The 18,311-nt window shown below is 70.5% G+C and carries 16 protein-coding genes and 2 pseudogenes; 5 read left to right on the top strand and 13 right to left on the bottom strand.

Annotation, left to right across the window (positions count from 1 at the left end; all coding sequences use genetic code 11):
- Positions 1-8 precede the first annotated feature (8 nt).
- From CW359_RS02365 to CW359_RS02320, 10 genes are all read right to left on the bottom strand, one after another.
- Positions 9-1,244: a thiolase family protein gene (locus CW359_RS02365; protein ID WP_105968213.1), complete on the bottom strand. Its 1,236-nt coding sequence runs from the start codon at positions 1,242-1,244 to the stop codon at positions 9-11.
- 5 nt (positions 1,245-1,249) lie between these two features.
- On the bottom strand, positions 1,250-2,104 hold the full coding sequence (locus CW359_RS02360; protein ID WP_105967972.1) for an enoyl-CoA hydratase/isomerase family protein: 855 nt from the start codon (positions 2,102-2,104) through the stop codon (positions 1,250-1,252).
- Positions 2,101-3,303, bottom strand: a complete 1,203-nt coding sequence (locus tag CW359_RS02355) for a CaiB/BaiF CoA transferase family protein (protein WP_105967971.1) — start codon at positions 3,301-3,303, stop codon at positions 2,101-2,103. The genes CW359_RS02360 and CW359_RS02355 overlap by 4 nt, the downstream gene beginning before the upstream one ends.
- A gap of 1 nt (position 3,304) precedes the next feature.
- Complete coding sequence (locus CW359_RS02350) at positions 3,305-4,900, bottom strand: FadD3 family acyl-CoA ligase (protein WP_198655040.1); 1,596 nt, start codon at positions 4,898-4,900, stop codon at positions 3,305-3,307.
- A 26-nt stretch (positions 4,901-4,926) separates the two neighbouring features.
- Positions 4,927-6,072, bottom strand: a complete 1,146-nt coding sequence (locus CW359_RS02345) for an acyl-CoA dehydrogenase family protein (protein ID WP_105967969.1) — start codon at positions 6,070-6,072, stop codon at positions 4,927-4,929.
- Positions 6,069-7,061 carry an acyl-CoA dehydrogenase family protein gene (locus tag CW359_RS02340; RefSeq protein WP_105967968.1) on the bottom strand — a complete coding sequence of 331 codons (993 nt, stop codon included), beginning with the start codon at positions 7,059-7,061 and terminating at the stop codon, positions 6,069-6,071. Before CW359_RS02340 ends, CW359_RS02345 begins: the two co-directional genes overlap by 4 nt.
- Before the next feature lie 6 nt (positions 7,062-7,067).
- Positions 7,068-7,862, bottom strand: coding sequence for an enoyl-CoA hydratase/isomerase family protein (locus CW359_RS02335; protein ID WP_105967967.1), 795 nt, complete (start codon positions 7,860-7,862; stop codon positions 7,068-7,070).
- A gap of 198 nt (positions 7,863-8,060) precedes the next feature.
- A complete protein-coding gene (locus CW359_RS02330) occupies positions 8,061-8,831 on the bottom strand; it encodes a FadR/GntR family transcriptional regulator (protein ID WP_232838175.1) in 771 nt (256 codons plus the stop codon).
- Positions 8,832-8,922: 91 nt separating this feature from the next.
- Positions 8,923-9,690, bottom strand: a complete 768-nt coding sequence (locus tag CW359_RS02325) for an SDR family oxidoreductase (RefSeq protein WP_105967966.1) — start codon at positions 9,688-9,690, stop codon at positions 8,923-8,925.
- Between the two features lie 16 nt (positions 9,691-9,706).
- Positions 9,707-10,873, bottom strand: coding sequence for an acyl-CoA dehydrogenase family protein (locus CW359_RS02320; protein WP_105967965.1), 1,167 nt, complete (start codon positions 10,871-10,873; stop codon positions 9,707-9,709).
- Between the two features lie 227 nt (positions 10,874-11,100).
- Between CW359_RS02320 and CW359_RS02315 the strand changes: the two genes are divergently transcribed.
- The 3 genes and pseudogenes from CW359_RS02315 to CW359_RS02305 all read left to right on the top strand — a co-directional run.
- Positions 11,101-12,471: a PI-PLC domain-containing protein gene (locus CW359_RS02315; RefSeq protein ID WP_105967964.1), complete on the top strand. Its 1,371-nt coding sequence runs from the start codon at positions 11,101-11,103 to the stop codon at positions 12,469-12,471.
- Between the two features lie 64 nt (positions 12,472-12,535).
- Entirely contained in the window at positions 12,536-13,435 is a 900-nt protein-coding gene (locus CW359_RS02310; RefSeq protein WP_105967963.1) for an aldo/keto reductase, read from the top strand.
- Between the two features lie 232 nt (positions 13,436-13,667).
- Positions 13,668-14,615, top strand: a pseudogene (locus tag CW359_RS02305) (hydrolase); the annotation flags it as partial.
- A gap of 239 nt (positions 14,616-14,854) precedes the next feature.
- Here the strand turns inward: CW359_RS02305 and CW359_RS02300 are convergent.
- Positions 14,855-15,247: pseudogene (locus tag CW359_RS02300) on the bottom strand (dienelactone hydrolase family protein); the annotation flags it as partial.
- Positions 15,183-16,058 (bottom strand): phosphatase PAP2 family protein, encoded by an 876-nt coding sequence (locus CW359_RS02295; protein ID WP_232838173.1) that lies wholly within the window; start codon positions 16,056-16,058, stop codon positions 15,183-15,185. The pseudogene CW359_RS02300 and the gene CW359_RS02295, both read right to left, overlap by 65 nt.
- Positions 16,059-16,251: 193 nt before the next feature.
- Between CW359_RS02295 and CW359_RS02290 the strand changes: the two genes are divergently transcribed.
- Together CW359_RS02290 and CW359_RS02285 are read left to right on the top strand one after the other, a co-directional pair.
- Complete coding sequence (locus tag CW359_RS02290; RefSeq protein WP_105967960.1) at positions 16,252-16,647, top strand: VOC family protein; 396 nt, start codon at positions 16,252-16,254, stop codon at positions 16,645-16,647.
- 69 nt (positions 16,648-16,716) lie between these two features.
- Positions 16,717-17,796, top strand: coding sequence for an adenosine deaminase (locus CW359_RS02285; RefSeq protein ID WP_105967959.1), 1,080 nt, complete (start codon positions 16,717-16,719; stop codon positions 17,794-17,796).
- Here the strand turns inward: CW359_RS02285 and CW359_RS02280 are convergent.
- The gene (locus CW359_RS02280) at positions 17,778-18,293 is read right to left on the bottom strand and encodes a mycothiol transferase (RefSeq protein ID WP_105967958.1); all 516 of its coding nucleotides are present in this window, start codon (positions 18,291-18,293) and stop codon (positions 17,778-17,780) included. The genes CW359_RS02285 and CW359_RS02280 overlap by 19 nt on opposite strands.
- Positions 18,294-18,311: the final 18 nt, after the last annotated feature.

Below are 18,311 nucleotides of genomic sequence, written 5' to 3'. Positions count from 1 at the left end.
TGCACCTGTCAGGAGGCGAGTTCGATGAGGGTGGCGTTCGCTGTGCCGCCGCCCTCGCACATGGTCTGCAGGCCGTAGCGCAGGCCGCGTTCCCGCATGTGGTGGATCATGCGGGTCATCAGGACCGCGCCGGACGCCCCGAGCGGATGCCCGAGCGCGATGGCACCGCCCAGCGGGTTGAGCAGCGCCGGATCGGCCCCCGTCTCGGCGAGCCACGCCAGCGGTACGGGGGCGAAGGCCTCGTTCACCTCGAAGACGCCGACCTCGGACAGTCCGACGCCCGCCTTCCGCAGCACCCGCCCGGTCGCGGGGATCGGCCCGGTCAGCATCAGCACCGGGTCGGCGCCGATCACCACACCCGCGCGGTACCGCACGAGCGGTGCGAGGCCCAACTCCCGTGCTTTCTCAGGTGTCGTCACCAGCAGCGCGGCGGCGCCGTCGGAGATCTGGGAGGAGTTGCCCGCGTGGATCACACCGTCGTCCTGGAACGCGGGCTTGAGGCGCGCGAGAGTCTCGACACTGGTCCCGCGCCGCACACCCTCATCGGCCCCCACGGCCCCCACGGCCCCCACGGCCCCCACGGCCCCCACGGCCCCCACGGCCCCCACGGCCCCCATGGCCCCCACGGCCCCCACGGCCCCCACGGTCTCCGCACCGACACCCACCGGCACGATCTGCTCCTCTAACACCCCGGAGTCCAGAGCCGCCGCGGCCCGCTCGTGCGAGAGCGCGGCGAACTCGTCGAGCCGCGTCCGCGTGAACCCCCACTTCTGGGCGATCAGCTCGGCGGACACCCCCTGATTGAACGAGAAGTCGTCGTACCGCGCGAGGACTTGAGGCCCGTACGGCATCCCGGAAGCCCGCGCCGACCCCAGCGGAACCCGGCTCATCACCTCGACCCCGCCCGCGACCACCACATCCTGCTGCCCCGACATCACGGCCTGCGCTGCGAAGTCCAGCGCCTGCTGACTCGACCCGCAGGCCCGGTTGACCGTCGTCCCCGGAATGCTCTCGGGCCAGCCTGCCGCGAGCACCGCGTAGCGGCCGATGTTGCTCGACTGGTCGCCGACCTGCGACACACACCCCCAGACGACATCGTCGACGACGCCGGGATCGATCCCCGTCCGCTCGACGAGCGCACGCAGCACGACAGCGGACAGGTCGGCCGGGTGAACGCCCGCGAGACCCCCGCCGCGCTTGCCCACAGGCGTGCGCACCGCCGCCACGATCACCGCTTCCCGCACTCGCACTACGGCCTCCTGACCGAAGGGGCGCCTGGCGCCGCCGAGTTCACTGGGTCCGGGCCGCCGCTCCCCGGCACCGCCCACCGCCCGTCGAAGGACGGCTCCCGCTTTTCCACGAATGCCGAGAACGCCTCCGACACATCGGCCGTGGCGAAGTTGACCCCCTGTGCACGCGCCTCGTTCGCGAGCGCGTCCCGCAGCGTCCGGTCGGCGCCCTCGTTCAGCAGCGCCTTGGTCTGCGCGATCGCGATCGGCGCCCCCGCCACCAGCCGCGCCCCGAGACCGTCGACGAAGGCGTCCACGTCCTCGGCCGCCACCACCCACGTCACCAGCCCGAGCGCCCGCGCCTCCTCGGCCCCGATCGTCTCGGCGAGCAGGGCGAGCCGCTTGGCCTGCTGCAACCCGACCAGCCTCGGCAGCAGCCAGGAACCCCCGAGGTCCAACGACAACCCACGCCGAGCGAAGATCTGCGAGAACCGCGCCTCCGGCGTGGCCACGACCAGATCGCAGCCGAGCGCGAGATTCCACCCCGCCCCGACCGCGACCCCGGTCACCTTGGCGATGGTCGGGACCGGCAACTCGTGCAGCAGCAGGGCGATTTCGCTCAACGTCCGCATCCGGTAGAGAGGATGCACACTACTGAGCCCGCCCGAGATGTCGGCGCCCGAGCAGAAGGCACCTCCGGCCCCCGTCACCACCAGCGCCCGCACGGCACGATCACGCCCGGCGTCCGCCAACGCCTCCCGAAGCGCGTCCCACAACTCCGCGTCGATGGCGTTCTTCCGGTGCGGCCGGTTCAGCGTCAGGGTCCGCACGCCGTCCCGGTCGTCGCGGAGCAGCACGGGCTCCCCGCCGCTCACGGCGTCCCGCCCCCGTCCACGTCTTCGCCCTGCTCGTCGATGCCCAACTCGGCGAGCACAGCGGCCGTATGCTCACCCAGCGCCGGGATCGCGCCCATCGGTGGCTCGTAGCCCGAGATCACCGGCGGTGGAAGCAGCGCGGAGATCGGCCCGTACGGCGTGTCGACCTCCCGCCACCGGTCCCGCGCCTTCAGATGCGGATGCGCGACCACCTCACTCGGCTTGTTGAACCGCGAGTTGCCGATCCCGGCCGCGTCCGCGCTGCTCTGCACATACGCCAGTTCATGGCGGGCACACCAGTCGCCGATCTCGGCGTCCAGGACGTCGCGATGGGCGACCCGACCGGGCGTGGTCGCGAACCGCTCGTCGTCCGCCAGGTCCGGCCGCCCCAGCAACTCCCTTGCGAACCGCTGCCATTCACGGTCGTTCGTCGTCCCGAGGACGACCGTGTGACCGTCGGCCGTGGCGTACGCCCCGTACGGCGACACCGCCGGCGAGCCCATCCCCATGGGCTGCTGGTCGACCCCCGAGTGCTGGGTATAGGTGAGCGGGTAACCCATCAACTCCGTCATCGTGTCGAACAACGACACCGCGACCGACGCCGGCCCGGTACGCAGCCCGAGCCCGCGCTCGTACAGCAACGCCATGATGGACAGGGCCGCGTAGAGCCCGCTGCCCACGTCGGCCATCGGCGGCCCGGGCTTCGCCGGAGCCCCGGCCAGCCCGGTCACCGCGCACGCGCCCGCCTCCGCCTGGACCAGCAGGTCGTACGCCCGCTTGTGGGAGAGGGGGCCGCCAGGACCGTACCCGTCGATTTCGACCGCGATCAGCTCCGGGTGCCGTACGGCCAAGTCGGCCGGGGAGATGCCCAGTTTGGCCGTGGTGCCGGGGGTGAGGTTGGAGACGAGGACGTCGGCGCGGTCCAGCAGGCGGTGCAACACCGCCATACCGCCTGGGGACTTGAGATCCAGGGCGACCGACTCCTTGCCCCGGTTGATCCACACGAAGTGCGCCGCGAGGCCGTTCACCACATCGTCGTAGTGCCGGGCGAAGTCGCCGCCCTGCGGGTTCTCCACCTTGATGACCCGGGCGCCGAAGTCGCCGAGCGTACGGGTGCACATGGGAGCGGACACGGCCTGCTCCAAGGTCACCACCGTGATGCCGGCCAGCGGCCCGACGGTCCGCGTCTCCTCGGCCATGTCAGGCCTTCGCCTCGAACCGTGCGCGCAACTCGTCCTTGAGGACCTTCTGGCTCGCGTTGCGCGGGAGTTGGTCGCTGAAGCGGACATGGCGCGGCACCTTGAAGTTGGCCATGTGCTCGCGCGCCCACTCGACGATGTCCTTCTCGCCGACCTCGTACCCCGCCTTCGGCACGACGAAGGCACAGCCGACCTCGCCGAGCCGCTCGTCGGGCACCCCGATCACGGCCACCTGCCCGATCGGCTCGTACGTGAGCAGCAGTTTCTCGATCTCCGCCGGATAGGCGTTGAATCCACCGACGATGTACATCTCTTTCTTCCGGTCGACGATCGAGAGGTTTCCGGCCGAGTCGAGCCGCCCGACGTCTCCCGTGTGCAGCCAGCCTTCGGCGTCGATCGTGGCGGCGGTCGCCTCGGGGTCCTCCCAATAGCCCTGGGTGACGTTGTATCCCCGGACGAGGATTTCGCCGTCCTGTTCCGTCCCGAGTTCCCGCCCTTCCGCGTCGACGATCCACACTTCGACGTCCGGAATGACACGTCCGGTCGTACGGGCCACGGTCTCCTCGGAATCCCCGATGCGGGTGGTCGTCACCAAGGCGGACGACTCGGTCAGCCCGTACGCGCTCATCACGATGTCGAAGGACAACTCCGACTTCATGGCCCGGATCAGCGACTCCGGAATGGTGGTGCCGCCCGTCATGGAAACGCGGAGTGATGAAAGATCGTGCGCGGGACGGTCGGGGTGGTTGATGAGGTCGTGGAAGATCGTGGGCGGGCCGAGGAGAATGCTCACCCTTTCCCTGCCGATGATCTCCAGCGCCTGTCCGGGATCGAACACGGCCATCGGAATGACCGTCACGCCGTGCATCAGGGATGCCAGCCAGCCCGCCTTGTAGCCGAAACAGTGGAAGAACGGCGGAATGACGAGAAAACTGTCTCCGCGCCGGAAGGTGTACTCCTCGGACATCCAGCCGTACGCCCGCAGCGACTGACCGTGGGTGAGGATGACGCCCTTGGGATGGCCCGTGGTGCCGGACGTGAACATCACGTCGGAGATGTCGTCCGGGGTGAGCCGCTCGATCGATTCCTCGGCGGCGGCTGCGGGGACGGCCTCACCGGCCCGCAGGAATTCCGCCCAGGAGAGTTCAGCGGCACCCTGCGGGCCGCGAATCGACACCGTCCGGCGGAGAGCCGGAAGATCCGGGTCGTGCTTGACCAGTTCGGCGATGTAGTCACTGCCGAGGAAGGGGGAAGCGAAAACCGCCTTCGCTCCCGATTTGCGCAGGATGTAGGAGATCTCGCCCGCCTTGAATCGGGTGTTGAGCGGGACGACCACACCCCCCGCGCCCTGAATACCCAGTGCCGCGAAGATCCACTCCGCGGAATTCGGCGCGCACAGCCCAACCCGGTCACCCTTCTCCACACCCAGCGCGATGGCGGCCCGCACCGCCTGCGTCATCCGCTGTTCCAGCTCGCGGAAACTCCAGCGGCTGTCCCCGTCGATCAGCGCGATGTCGTCCCCGAAGCGCTCGGCGGCCACTGTGACCACATGGGGAATGGTCAGGAATTCTTCGTCGTACCGCAATCGCAATCGCATCGAGCAGGCTCCAGGGGCTCCAGGGCTCAGGACTGGCCGGACGAAGGGAGATGAAGGACCCGTTTCGCGATGATGTTCCGCTGGATCTGGGAAGTACCGCCGTACACGGAGGCGGCCCTGGAATAGAGATACTCACCGAAGATCTCGCCGCCGTCCTCGGCCAGCTGCTCCGGAAACACCTTGAGCGCCGTCTCGTACAGCCGCTGCTCGGCCCTCGTCATCAGCAGCTTGTCGATGGACGACTCGGGTCCGGCCGCCTGCCCGCTCAGCCGCTCGGCGGTACGGCGCCTGGCATGCGCCACCAGGACCTCGTAGTCCACGTAGCACTGCCCGATCTCCGAACGCAGCCCGTCCGGGAGCGGGTCCGCCCGCAACCGGGCGGCGGAGCGCAGGCGTTCGACGAGCAGCCCGTACTTCGACAGATGGCCGGTGTCGAGGGCGTTGCGCTCGTACGACACCGTCGTCATCGCCAGCGGCCAGCCGTCGCCCTCGGCGCCGACCCGCTCGGACTCCTCGACGCGTACGTCGTCGAGGAACAGCTCGCAGAACTCGTCGTCCCCGTTGGCCGCCCGCAACGGCCGTACGGTCACGCCCGCCCGGTCCAGCGGCAGCGCGAACGCCGTGATCGAGCGGTGCGGTGAGCCGGTGCGGTCCGTGCGGGCCAGGAGCAGGCACAGGCCGGAGTACTGGGCGTAGCTGGTCCAGAGCTTCTGGCCCCGGACCAGGTAGTGATCGCCGCGGCGCTCCGCGAAGGTGCTCATCCCGGCGAGGTCCGAGCCCGCGCCAGGCTCGCTGAACCCCTGACACCAGACGTCGTCGCCCGCCAGCATCCTCGGCAGCATGCGCAGCCGCTGTTCCTCGGAGCCGAACTCCAGCAGGGCGTGGGCGAGATAGCCGATCCGGGGGACCCCCGGGGCCCGGCAGGCGCCCAACTCGTCGCTGATCGCGACCTGGTGAAGAGCCGTCAGACCGCGACCGCCGTACCGCTCCGGCACATCGAGACCGACCCAGCCACCCGAGTGCAGCAGCTGGTGCCAGCGAAGCAGGAAGACGGGTGCCGGTTCGTCCAAGTGACGCTCGGGGAGCGGGTGTTCGGCCAGCCAGGCACGGAACTCCGTACGGAGCCGGTTCAGGTCGGCGGGGTCGCCGAAGTCCAGCGGGACGTCGCTCATCGCACCGCCTCCACCACTGCCACTGCCGCCGGCTCCGGTTCGGCCAGCGCCGTCAGCAGATCGGCCGTCGTGGCCAGCACCGTCGCGCCCACGCGCACCTTGCGCAGATACAGGTGCGCCACGTGCTCCCACGTCTGCGCGATCCCGCCGAACACCTGCATACCGGCGTACACCGCCTCCACCGCTGACCTGTTCACCTCGGCCTTCGCGACCCGCGCGGCGACCAGCGCCCGCTCCGGCGACTCGTGGTCGAGACACCAGGCGGCGTACCGGGTCGCGCTGGCGCAGGCCTCGACCTGTACGGTCGCGTCGGCGAGCAGATGCTGCACCGCCTGGAACGACCCGACCGGCCGCCCGTACTGGCTGCGCTCCCGCGCGTACGCCACGCTCTGCCCGACGAACGACCGTGCCGCGCCCATGAGTTCGGCGGCCACGACGACCAACGCGTACGCCTGCCAGTGCCGTTGTCCGGCGAGGGTGAGCCGTCCGACCACGCGCCGCGCCGGCCCCGCCGTACGGATCGCCCGCAGCAGATCCACGCTCGGTGCCGCCTGCCCGAGGCCCACCGCCGTCACCGTCCCGTCCGGGTGCACGCACAGCGCCTCGTCCGCGCCCTCGCTGTCCCAGGCGACGAGCGGGGAGGGGCTCGCGTCGGGGAAACGGAGGTCGCGGGCGAGGGCGATCGTCGGGGTGCCGCCGGGCGCCGCTGGTGCTCCGAGCAGGCGGAGCAGTTCCGGAGCCAGCAGGACCGTACCGAGGAGGGAGGTGGGCAGCGGCAGGCCGCCGTGTTCCTCGGCGAGCAGTGCGCACTCCTGCACGGTGGCGGCCGGGGGAGTGGACCGGCGCAGTTCGCCCAGGCCCAGCTCGCCGAGCGCCTCCTGCGCGGCGGCGCCGGCCGAGGGCTTGACGTCGTCTGCCGAGCCCACGCGGAACCGGGCGGCGAACGACCGCAGCAGGTCACGTACGAGCACGAACTCCTTGGTCTCCACGGGCGGTCACTCCCCGCCCTGCGAACGGCGTTCGGCCCGCGACGCCAGTTCGTCGATGATCCGGATGTGGTCCGGGCTGGTCATCGTGGCCCGCTCGGCCATCAGCGCCGCCTCCATGCCGCCCCGGGTCGCCTGTTCCACCACGGCCGCCAGCGCCGCCTTCGTCGCGCGCAGCGCCTCCGCGGGCTGCGCCGCCAGCCGGTGGGCCAGCGCCAGCGCCTCCTGGTGGAGGTCGGCGGACGCCACCACCCGGTTGGCCAGGCCCAGTTGGACCGCCGTCGCGGCGGGGATGCGGTCCCCGGTGAAGAGGTACTCCTTCACCCGCAGCAGGCTCGTGAGCAGCGGCCAGAGGGTCACACCGCCGTCGCCGGCCACCAGGCCCACCGAGATGTGCGGGTCCGCGAGATAGGCGTCGTCGGCCATCAGGACCAGGTCGCAGCCCAGCGCCAGGCTGCAACCCAGGCCCACCGCAGGGCCGTTGACGGCGGCCACGACGGGCAGCGGGAAGCGGATCATCTCCGTCTGGATCGTCCGGTCGAGCCGGATCGACCGCTCCCGCAGCTCGGCGTCGGTGTGATGGCGGCGCAGATGGTCGAAGTCGCCGCCCGCGCTGAACGCCCGTCCCGCACCTGTGAGAACGACGGCCCGTGCCTTGGGATCGTCCGCCAACTCCCGCCACACCTCGGCGAGTCGGCGGTGCAGCTCCTCGGAGACACCGTTGAGCCGGTCGGGCCTGTTCAGGGTGACGACACGGACATCGCCGTCGGCGGTCACGGTCAGGACGGAACCGGCCTCACCCATGCGCACCCTCTCCCTCGCAGCCGTGCCACTGTCACTGGTCGGTCGATCTCGGATGCTAGTAAAGGTCAGACCGAAAGTGAAGAGTGTTGTTCACGCGAAATGGAAATCCCATTCTCGCATGAGTGAGGCTTGGATGGGGAGGGGCGGGAGCCGTGGCTTCCCCGTGTGCGAACCGGCGTCAGGCGTTGTCAGTCGCTGTCAGTCGCTGTCCGGCTCGGGCAGCTCCAGGCGCTGCCGCGGGTCCGCCTCGGCCGCCGCGCGCGCGAACCCGCACACATGCCGGGTCATCCGCCGCATCGCGGCGGGCCCGTCCTGCGCCCGGATCGCCTCGGTGATGCGGGCGTGGGCGCGGGCGGTGACGTCGCGGATCTCCGCGTCCATGAACTGGTCGATGTCCGTGGCGGCGTAGATCGACTGGGAGAGCGCGGTCATGAAACCGATCAGCAGCTCGTTGTCACCGGCCTTCGCCACGGCGGTGTGCCAGCGGACGTTGGCCCGCAGAAAGCGCGGGACGTCGTCGTCGGCCGCGACCAACTCGGCGTGCGCCGCGTCGAGTTCGGCGAGGTCGGCCGGTGTACGCCGCTTCGCGGCCAGCGCCGCGCACGTCGGCTCGATCGCCTCGCGCGTCTCGTGCAGCGCCTCAAGGCGGATCTGCTGACCCCGGATGACCAGCCGTACCGTGTTCGCCACCGACTCGCGCCCCGGCCGGTGCACGAAGGCGCCGCCGCCGCGCCCCGGCCTGATCCGCACCAGCCGTTCGACTTCGAGGATGCGCAGCGCCTCGCGCACCGTCGCCCGGCTCAGCCCCGTCTGGTCGACCAGCTGACGCTCCGGCGGCAGGGCCATGCCCTCGGTGAACTCGCCGGAGAGGATCCGCTCCCGCACCTCGGCGGCCAGCACGTCCGACGCCTTGGGCACCCGCACCACGTCGAAGCGCGGGTCACTGGTGGAACGTCCGGCGCTCTGCACGGGTTCAGACCTCTCGTCGGCGACACCACTGCGGCCGGACCATTCAATCCGGGACCCGTGCGGCCTGTCACATGACATCCCGCCCCGTCCGTCACATCACGAGACCCCCGTCCACCGGCAGCACCTGCCCGGTGACGAAGGACGCGGCGTCCGAGGCGAGGAAGACGAAGGCGCCCGCGATCTCCTCGGGCGCCGCCCAGCGCCCCAGCGGGATGCGCGCGAGCATCGGGGCGGCGAACTTCTCGTTCGTACGGATCGTCTCCGTCATCGGCGTCGCGGCAAGCGGCGCCAGCGCGTTCACCAGGATCTGGCGGCGCGCGAGTTCACGCGCCAGCGACTTCGTGAACCCGATGACGCCCGCCTTCGCGGCGGAGTAGTTCACCTGCCCGAGCGTCCCGACGAGACCGGCCGACGACGTGACGTTGATGATCCGGCCCCTGCCGTCCTCCGGGAGGAAGGGCAGCGCGGCCTGGGAGCAGTGGAAGGTCCCCATGAGGTGGATGTCGACGATCCGCCGGAACGACTCCTCCTCCAGCTTGTCGAACATGGCGGGCGCGGTGACTCCGGCGTTGTTGACGACGATGTGCAGTGTCCCGCCCGCGAGCCCGGCCGCCCGCGCCGCCGCGGCATCGGCGGCGGCCCGGTCCCGTACGTCGAGCGCGGCACTGTCCGCGGTGAACCCGGCGGCCCCGATCTTCCCGGCGACGACGGCAGCCGCGTCCCCGTCCACGTCCGTCACCAGTACTGCGGCACCGGCGCGGGCGAGTGCCTGGGCGACGGCGGAGCCGATTCCGCCGGCCGCGCCGGTGACCAGCGCGGAGCGGCCGGTGAGATCGAACAACCCGCTGCTGACGCTCATGACTCACTCCCGGTGACTAGTAACTCCTGGGCAGGCCGAGCACATGCGAGCCGAGATAGTTGAGGATCATCTCCTGGCTGATCGGCGCGATCCGCATCAGCCGCGCCTCCCGGAAATAGCGGGCCACGTGGTACTCCTCCGAGTAGCCCATCCCGCCATGCGTCTGCAGCGCGCGGTCCGCCGCAGTGAACCCGGCGTCCGCGCACAGGTACTTGGCGGTGTTGGCCTCGCGCCCGCACGGGCGGCCGTGGTCGTACAGCCAGGTCGCCTTGCGCAGCACCAGCTCGGCCGCGTCCAGCCGGGCCAGCGAGTCCGCGAGCGGGAACTGCACCCCCTGGTTCATGCCGATGGGCCGGTCGAAGACGACCCGCTCCTTCCCGTACCGCACGGCCTTGTCGAGCGCGACCCGCCCGATGCCCAGCGCCTCGGCGGCGATCAGCATCCGCTCCGGATTGAGCCCGTCGAGGAGATACCGGAACCCCTGCCCCTCCTCGCCGACCCGGTCCTCGACCGGCACCCGCAGCTCGTCGATGAACAGCTCGTTCGAGGTGACGGCGTTGCGGCCCATCTTCGGTATGGGACGGATGTCGACATGGGCCCGGTCGAGATCGGTCAGGAAGAGCGTCATCCCGTCGGTCCGCTTCGCGACCTCGCCGACCTTCGCCGTGCGCGTCAGCAGCAGGATCTTCTCCGACTCCAACGCCTTGGAGATCCACACCTTCCGGCCGTTCACCACGTAGTGGTCACCGTCCCGGCGCGCGTACGTCGTGATGCTCGTCGTGTCCAGACCGGCACCGGGCTCGGTGACACCGAAACAGACGTGCAGGTCACCGTTGGCGATACGGGGGAGCGTCCGGCGCTTCAGCTCCTCGGAGCCGTGCACGACGACGGGATGCATCCCGAAGATGGACAGATGGATGGCGCTGGCCGCGTTCATCCCGCCGCCCGAGCGCGCGACCTCTTCGAGCAGCAGCGAGGCCTCGGTGATGCCGAGCCCGTGGCCGCCGTACTCCTCGGGAATCGTCAGCCCCAGCCAGCCGCCGCGCGCGACGGCGTCGTAGAACTCGGCCGGGAACTCGTGGTCCCGGTCCTTCTCCATCCAGTAGCGGTCGTCGAAGTCGCGCAGCAGTCCGGCGACGGCCTTGCGGATCGTTTCCTGATCTTCGGTCAGCTCGAAGTCCACAGTCCGAACGCCTCCCGCAGCCTCGGTGGCGTCGAAACATACCAAAGGTCAGACCGAAGAGGTAGACGGCTGCTGACGGTTGGGTTGCGGGTGTGGTGGGTGTGCAGACGTGGTGCGGGGCTTCGTGATGTCATGCCCCTGCTGAACGCGTAAGCGAGCTGCCTGAACGCGTAAGTGAGCCGTCTGAACACGTAGTTGAGTCGCCGAGTTGATGAAGGGCCTCGTAGATGCCAACCCCCCGCACCGCACTCCTCACCGCAACTGCCGCTCTGGTGGCGGCGGTTGCCGCACCGGCACCGCCCGCCCTGGCCGCCCCCGTGCCGGCCGCCGGCGCGTACTACGTCCAGAGCGCGACGACCGGACTCAACGCCGCCGACGACGCGGGGGCGGTCGAGCAGCACAGGCCGAAGGGTAACGAGGACCGCCAGCAGTGGACGCTGCGCGCGAGCGGGACCTCGTACCTCCTGGAGAGCACCGACACGGCGGGCAGCTGCCTCGGCCGCTCCGGCGACCTGGCGAGGACCGTCGCGTGTACGAGCGCGGACGCGGCCTGGGAGATCACCCCGTCAGGCACTGACCAGTACACCTTGAAGGCCCCCGGCACGACCCGCTACCTGACGGTCGCCGCGAAGCCCTCGGGCGCCAACTACCCGGACCAGCTGGCGATCGGCGGCGCGGGCGGCCTGGCGACGTGGTACCTCACCCCGGTCACCCCGACGGTCTCCCCGATGCCGCCGGCGGACCAACGGACCCTGGACCAGGTCACGTTCCTCACCGCCCACAACGCGTACGCCAACGGCGTGGACGGCGGCTTCGCCCCGCCCTTCGTCAACCTGGTCCCGAACCAGACGCGCGGCATCAACCAGCAACTGGCGGACGGCGTACGGGGGTTCATGCTGGACATCCACCAGACCTCCGACGGCGCGATCCTCTGCCACAACAGCTGCACCCTGGTCGGCAGCCCGGTCGCGCTCTGGGTGGACCTCCAGCGGATGGTCGACTTCCTCAAGCAGAACCCCACGCAGGTCGTCACCGTCTTCCTGGAGGACTACGTCGACCCGGGCGTCCTGCGCGGCGAACTCGCCCGCGTCAGCGGCCTGTCGGACGTCCTCTACCGCCCCGACCAGACCGGCGTACGCCAGAACGGCTGGCCGAAGGTGGCCGACCTGATCGCGGCCAACGACCGCCTGCTGATCTTCACGGACCACAGCCGCGCGTCGGACCAGAGCGCGGGCCTGACCCGGGACACGTTCGGCGTGATGTACCAGCGCGAGTGGACCGTGGAGAACTACTGGTCGATGGGCGGCGGCATCGGCTCCTCCGACTGGTCCTGCTACAGCCGTTGGTACGGCGCCGACTCCAACACCCCCCTGACCCTCACGTCGGGCGCCTTCAAGCCCCTCTTCGTCATGAACCACTTCCGCGACGCGGCGATCACCTCCACGGCGACGACGGACAACACCAAACTCGCGGACAGGGCCCAGCGCTTCTGCCAGCCGGCGGCCCGAAAGAAGCCGAACTTCCTGGCGGTGGACCACTACAACCTGGGCAATCCCGCCGCGGCGGTGGCGACGCTGAACACGTACGTGTATCCGTAAAAGGAGCCAAGAGGACGGTAAGAACGCCGATCCGGTGCCCGGGGCGCGTGCGAGACTCCGTCGAATGACCTCGGAGACGATCACCGCGGACGCCGCGGGCACCTGGAAACTCGGCGATCTCACCGTCAACCGGCTCGGCTTCGGAGCCATGCGGCTCACCGGCAGCGCCGCCTTCCATCTCGGCACGCCCAGCGATCGCGAACGGTCGCTGGCCGTGCTGCGGAAGGCCGTCGAACTCGGCGTCAACCACATCGACACCGCCGACTTCTACTTCTCCGCGCTGCGCTCCGCCAACGAACTGATCAACAGCGCGCTGGCCCCCTACCCGGACGACCTCGTCATCGTCACCAAGGTCGGCCCGTACCGCGACTACTCGGGGGAGTGGGGCACCTCCGCCCGCCCCGACCAACTGCGCGGACACGTCGAGGAGAACCTGCGTCAGCTCGGGCGCGACCATCTCGACGTGGTCAATCTGCGGCGGACACGGCAGGACTCCATCGCCGAGCACTTCGGCGCGCTCGCCGAGCTGCGCGAGGCCGGCCTGATCCGCCACCTCGGGATCTCCGGGGTCGAGCCCCGACACCTCGCCGAGGCGCGGGCGATCGCCCCCGTGGTGTGCGTGCAGAACCGGTTCGCGCTGGACCTGCCCGACCCCGAGGGCGACGAACTCCTGCGGCTGTGCGGGGAGTTCGGCATCGCCTTCGTGCCCTTCTTCGCCGTCGCGGGCAGTGGGGGAGCCCGGGGTGCCACCGACAGCCACGACGACGCGGTGCTCGCCGTCGCCCGTGCGCACGGCGTCAGCCCGGCCCAGGTCCGGATCGCCTGGAGTCTGCACCAGGGGGCGCATGTCCTCGCCATCCCGGGCACGGGCGACCCGGAGCACGTCGTGGACAACGTGGCTGCGGGCGGACTGCAGCTGACGGACAACGAGTTGGCCCGGTTCGACGCATCGCATCGGCCGTAAACATCCTCAAATACCGCTTCCCGGCAAGTGGTTGCTCGTGCGTAAGAGCTTTACGTGAAACCCCGGCCGGACCTCCCGGCGGCGTCGATCTTGTCGGTACGGTCCTGCCTTGTGTGCACCGGGAGGGCTCCGACGCCCGTTCTACGCGCGCAGATTCAGCACTGCAGTACCTCGATCACCTTGCACCCGCACCGCCTTCCCCCACATCCCCCCACCCATGGAGGAACGCCAGATGTACGCCATCACCGGGTCCCGCCACAGACTTGTCTCCGCCCTGGCCGTGCTCGGCCTCGTTGCCGCCGGTGCCGCCGCCCAGGCCACCGCCACCGCCACGCCCGCCCACGCGGCCACCACCCACCGCGTCCTCTTCGACAACGCCCACGCCGAGACCGCCGGCAACGCCGACTGGATCATCTCCAAGAGCCAGCCCGACCCGCTCTCCGAGGACTCCGCCCCCGCCGACGAGACCGACTGGACCGGCGCGCTCTCCTCCTGGGGCGTCGCCCTCCAGCAGACCGGCGACTACAGCCTCAAGACGCTGCCCTCGGGCTCCAGCCTCGCCTACGGCGGCTCCACGGCGACCGACCTGTCGAACTTCGACACCCTCGTGCTGCCCGAGCCCAACACGCTGTTCACCACGGCCGAGAAGACCGCCATCATGAGGTTCGTCCAGAACGGCGGCGGCCTCTTCATGATCTCCGACCACACCGGCGCCGACCGGAACAACGACGGCGAGGACGCGGTCGAGATCCTCAACGACCTGATGACCAACAACAGTGTCGACTCCACCGACCCGTTCGGCTTCTCCATCGACTCCCTGAGCATCAGCTCCGGCTACCCCGCCGCGATCAGCGCCAGTACGAACCCCGTGCTGCACGGCTCCTTCGGCACCGTCACCAAGAGCCTCATCGCCAGCGGTACGACCGCCACCCTCAAGCCCGCCGACAACTCCGCCGTGAAGGGGCTCCTCTACCGGTCCGGATACTCCGGCAACACCGGCGCCTTCTTCCTGACCAGCACCTTCGGCAGCGGCCGGATCGCCTTCTGGGGCGACAGCTCACCCATCGACGACGGCACCGGCCAGTCCGGCAACACCCTCTACGACGGCTGGAACGACACCGGCGCCACCAACGCACCCCTCGCCCTCAACGCCACGGCCTGGCTCGCGGGCGCCAGCGGCTGATCCAACAGCTCCAACAGCTCCAACAGGTCCAAGTGGTCCTGCAGTTCAGGCAGACCAGTGGTACGGCAGGCGGGTCCGGGAGTGTTCCGGGCCCGCCTGCCCCGCCCGCCCTACGAACAACTCGCGCTCAGCGCACCCGCTCCCGCAGGAACGGCACCGTGCTCTCCCACGCCGACGTCGCCGACTCCGCGTCGTAAACGTTCGCCGTAGTGGCTCAGCACCTCGGCCTAGTGGTCCAGCACAAAGCCGCCGCCTACGCAGAAACCGACCGAACCGACCGTTTCCGAAGTCACCTCCGGCCGTGCCAGCAGGTAGTCGACTGCGCCGGACAGGAGCTCGACGCCCTTCGGCACCGGCAGGGCCTGCGTCATCCGCAGCGCCCCCTCGCTCTCGTGCGCCACATTGCCGCCGTACAGGTCGGGGGCGAGGGCGGCGAAGCCCGCCTGCGCGAGCCGGTCGGTGACGTCCGCGATGTGGTCGTTGAGGCCCCACCACTCCTGGATGACGATGACACCGGGCCCGCTGCCGGACGGAGGCAGTGCCAGACCGCCGTACGCGGTGGTGTCAGCGCTGGGAAACGTCACGTTCTGGCGGGACGGGTATCCGGTCGGCCTCGGCAGCACGGACATGGCACCCAACTCCTGGAGGGGCAGCGCTCGGTGGGGGCGCGTCGCAGTCGGACTCCGACACGATCTCCACCTTGCCGCGCCCGCTCCCGGCCTCCGCTCCCGGCCCCGGTATGCCGGGCAGCGGCACTCCGCGCACCTCGGTCGTCGCGTCCCCGCGCAGCGTCTCCGCCCACGCGTCCGGCGCGAAGCGCGTCACCGCGTACGCCGCGAGCCCCAGCCACCACGCGGCGAACAGCCAGCCACCGATGACGTCCGAGAACCAGTGGACGCCCAGATAGACCCTGGTCAGCCCCACCAGCACAGCCCAGCAGCCGACCGCGACGGCGATCGGACGCCGGCCGCGCGGGGCCCGTGTCCACACGGCCAGGACCAGCAGTCCGGCGGTGACGGCCGACGTGGTGGTGTGGCCCGAGGGGAACGACCAGTGGCCGGCGTCCGTCGCCCAGTGCGCCACGGCGGGCCGGGGCCGGGACAGCAGCGCCATCACCGAGAACCGCACCGCCTGGGCGGCGACCAGACAGACGAGGCAGGCGGCGGCTGCCCGGATCCGCTGCTGTGCGGTTCTGCCGAGCAGGAAACCGGCGAGGGCGACAAGCGCGTACGGAACGAAGCCCGAGCCGGTGTGGGTCACCACCCGGGCGAGGGTGGCCGCCGCGTCCGGGCGGTGGGCGAGCGACCACTCCAGCAGGGCCCGGTCGCCGAACAGGGTGCCGCCGCCCTGCGCCGCGACCGTGAGGGCGAGCAGCGCCAGCAGCACGAACGCGGCCAGGCTCCCCACCACGGGGGAGCCCGACCTCGCCACAGCACGCACACGGTTCACACCTGCTCGACGATCACACCCCGGCGATCGTTCCCGGCTCTGCGGACGCGGACGGGATCACGCGTGCGGACACGGAGATGACACACCCCGCGTGTTACGTATAACCTCACCCGTCAACCGCACGTGATTCGCAGGTCGGCCGCACGGCCCGGCTGGCCGGCGCCCGAGAGGCCGAGGAGGGCCGATGAGACGTATCGCACTGATCACCCTCGTCGTCGACGACCACGACGAGGCGATCCGCTTCTACACCGACGCGCTCGGCTTCCGGCTCGTCGAGGACACCCCGCGCCCCGACGGCTCCCGCTGGGTCGTCGTCGAGCCAGGCGCCGGCGGAGAAGCGGCGGGCACCGGGCTGGTCCTCGCCCGGGCCAAGGGCGAGGGCCAGCGCGCCCGGGTCGGCGACCAGACCGGCGGACGTGTCGGCTTCTTCCTGCACACCGACGACTTCGCCCGCGACCACGCCCGGATGACCGCCGCAGGCGTGACCTTCCTGGAGGAGCCGCGCCACGAACCGTACGGCTCGGTCGCCGTCTTCCAGGACCTGTACGGCAACCGCTGGGACCTCCTCCAGCCCGCCTGATCCAGCCCCCTTCCTCTCCTTCTTCCGCCCCTTCCCGCCGTTCCGCCCAGCTCGACGAAAGACTCCGCCATGACTACTACGCGCGTAGACGCCGAAGTGATCCGCCGCCTCCCCAAGGCCGTCCTGCACGACCACCTCGACGGCGGTCTGCGCCCCGCCACCCTGGTCGAGCTGGCCGCAGAGGTCGGGCACACCCTGCCCACCACCGACCCGGACGAGCTGGCCGCCTGGTACTACGAGGCCGCCAACTCCGGTGACCTGGTGCGCTACATAGCCACCTTCGAGCACACCCTCGCCGTGATGCAGACCCGCGAGGGCCTGCTGCGCACCGCCGAGGAGTACGTCCTCGACCTCGCCGAGGACGGCGTCGTCTACGCCGAGGTGCGCTACGCCCCCGAGCTGAACGTCAACGGCGGGCTGACCCTCCCCGAGGTCGTCGAGACCGTCCAGGAGGGCCTGGCCGCCGGTATGGCGAAGGCCGCCGCCGCTGGCACCCCGGTGCGGGTCGGGACGCTGCTGTGCGGGATGCGGATGTTCGACCGGGTCCGGGAGGCCGCCGACCTGGCCGTTGCCTTCCGGGACGCCGGTGTCGTCGGCTTCGACATCGCGGGCGCCGAGGACGGCTTCCCGCCCGCCGACCACCTCGCCGCCTTCGAACACCTGCGCCGCGAGAACGTGCCGTTCACCATCCACGCCGGTGAGGCGCACGGGCTGCCCAGCATCCACCAGGCCCTCCAGGTCTGCGGCGCCCAGCGCATCGGCCACGGTGTCCGCATCACCGAGGACATCGTCGACCTCGCGGGCGGCAAGCTCGGTCGGCTCGCTGGCTGGGTGCGCGACCGCCGGATCGCCCTGGAGATGTGCCCGACCTCCAACCTCCAGACGGGCGCCGCCACCTCGATCGCCGAGCACCCCATCACCGCCCTGAAGGACCTGGGCTTCCGCGTCACCCTCAACACGGACAACCGCCTCGTATCCGGCACGACGATGACCCGCGAGATGTCCCTGCTGGTCGAGGAGGCGGACTGGACGGTCGAGGATCTGCGGACGGTCACCGTCAACGCGGTGAAGAGCGCCTTCATCCCCTTCGACGAGCGCAACGCCCTCATCGAGGACGTGGTGCTTCCCGGCTACGCCTCGGCGCTCTGAATCAGCCCCCGCAGGTAGGCGGCCTGGCCGATGTGCTCCCAGTCGTCGGCCAGGACACTGACCAGCCGTACGCCCAGCGTGACCGGCGGGTCCCAGCCCTTGTCCACGACGCGTTCCAGGTCCTCGGCGATCAGTGTGCGCAGGGCTTCGAGGGTCTGGTCGAGCACGGCGTCGAAGTAGCCGGTCAGCAGGTCGGGGGAGTCGACCCGGACCTCGGCGACCTGCGCGGAGGTGTGGCCGTATCCGATGTCACGGGGCTCCAGGTCGAGGCCGAAACGCTTCTCCCAGCCCTGCGTCAGCCACACCTGGTCGAGCCCGAAGCCACCGGCCACATGGTCGTCCTGGACCCGGGTGAGATGCCAGACCAGCCAGGCCATCGAGTTGGCGTCGGGGCCGGGGCGGTGGTTGAGGTCGTCGGGGCCGAGGCCCTCGACGGCGGCGTGGACCTCTTCCCGGATACGGCTGTAGCCGTCGATGAGGATGTCCTTGGCATGCATGGGGTCCACCCTCCCGCA

The sequence above is a fragment of the Streptomyces geranii genome, from assembly GCF_002954775.1.
GTDB lineage: Bacteria > Actinomycetota > Actinomycetes > Streptomycetales > Streptomycetaceae > Streptomyces > Streptomyces geranii.
This window is presented reverse-complemented; position numbering and strand designations above follow the sequence as displayed.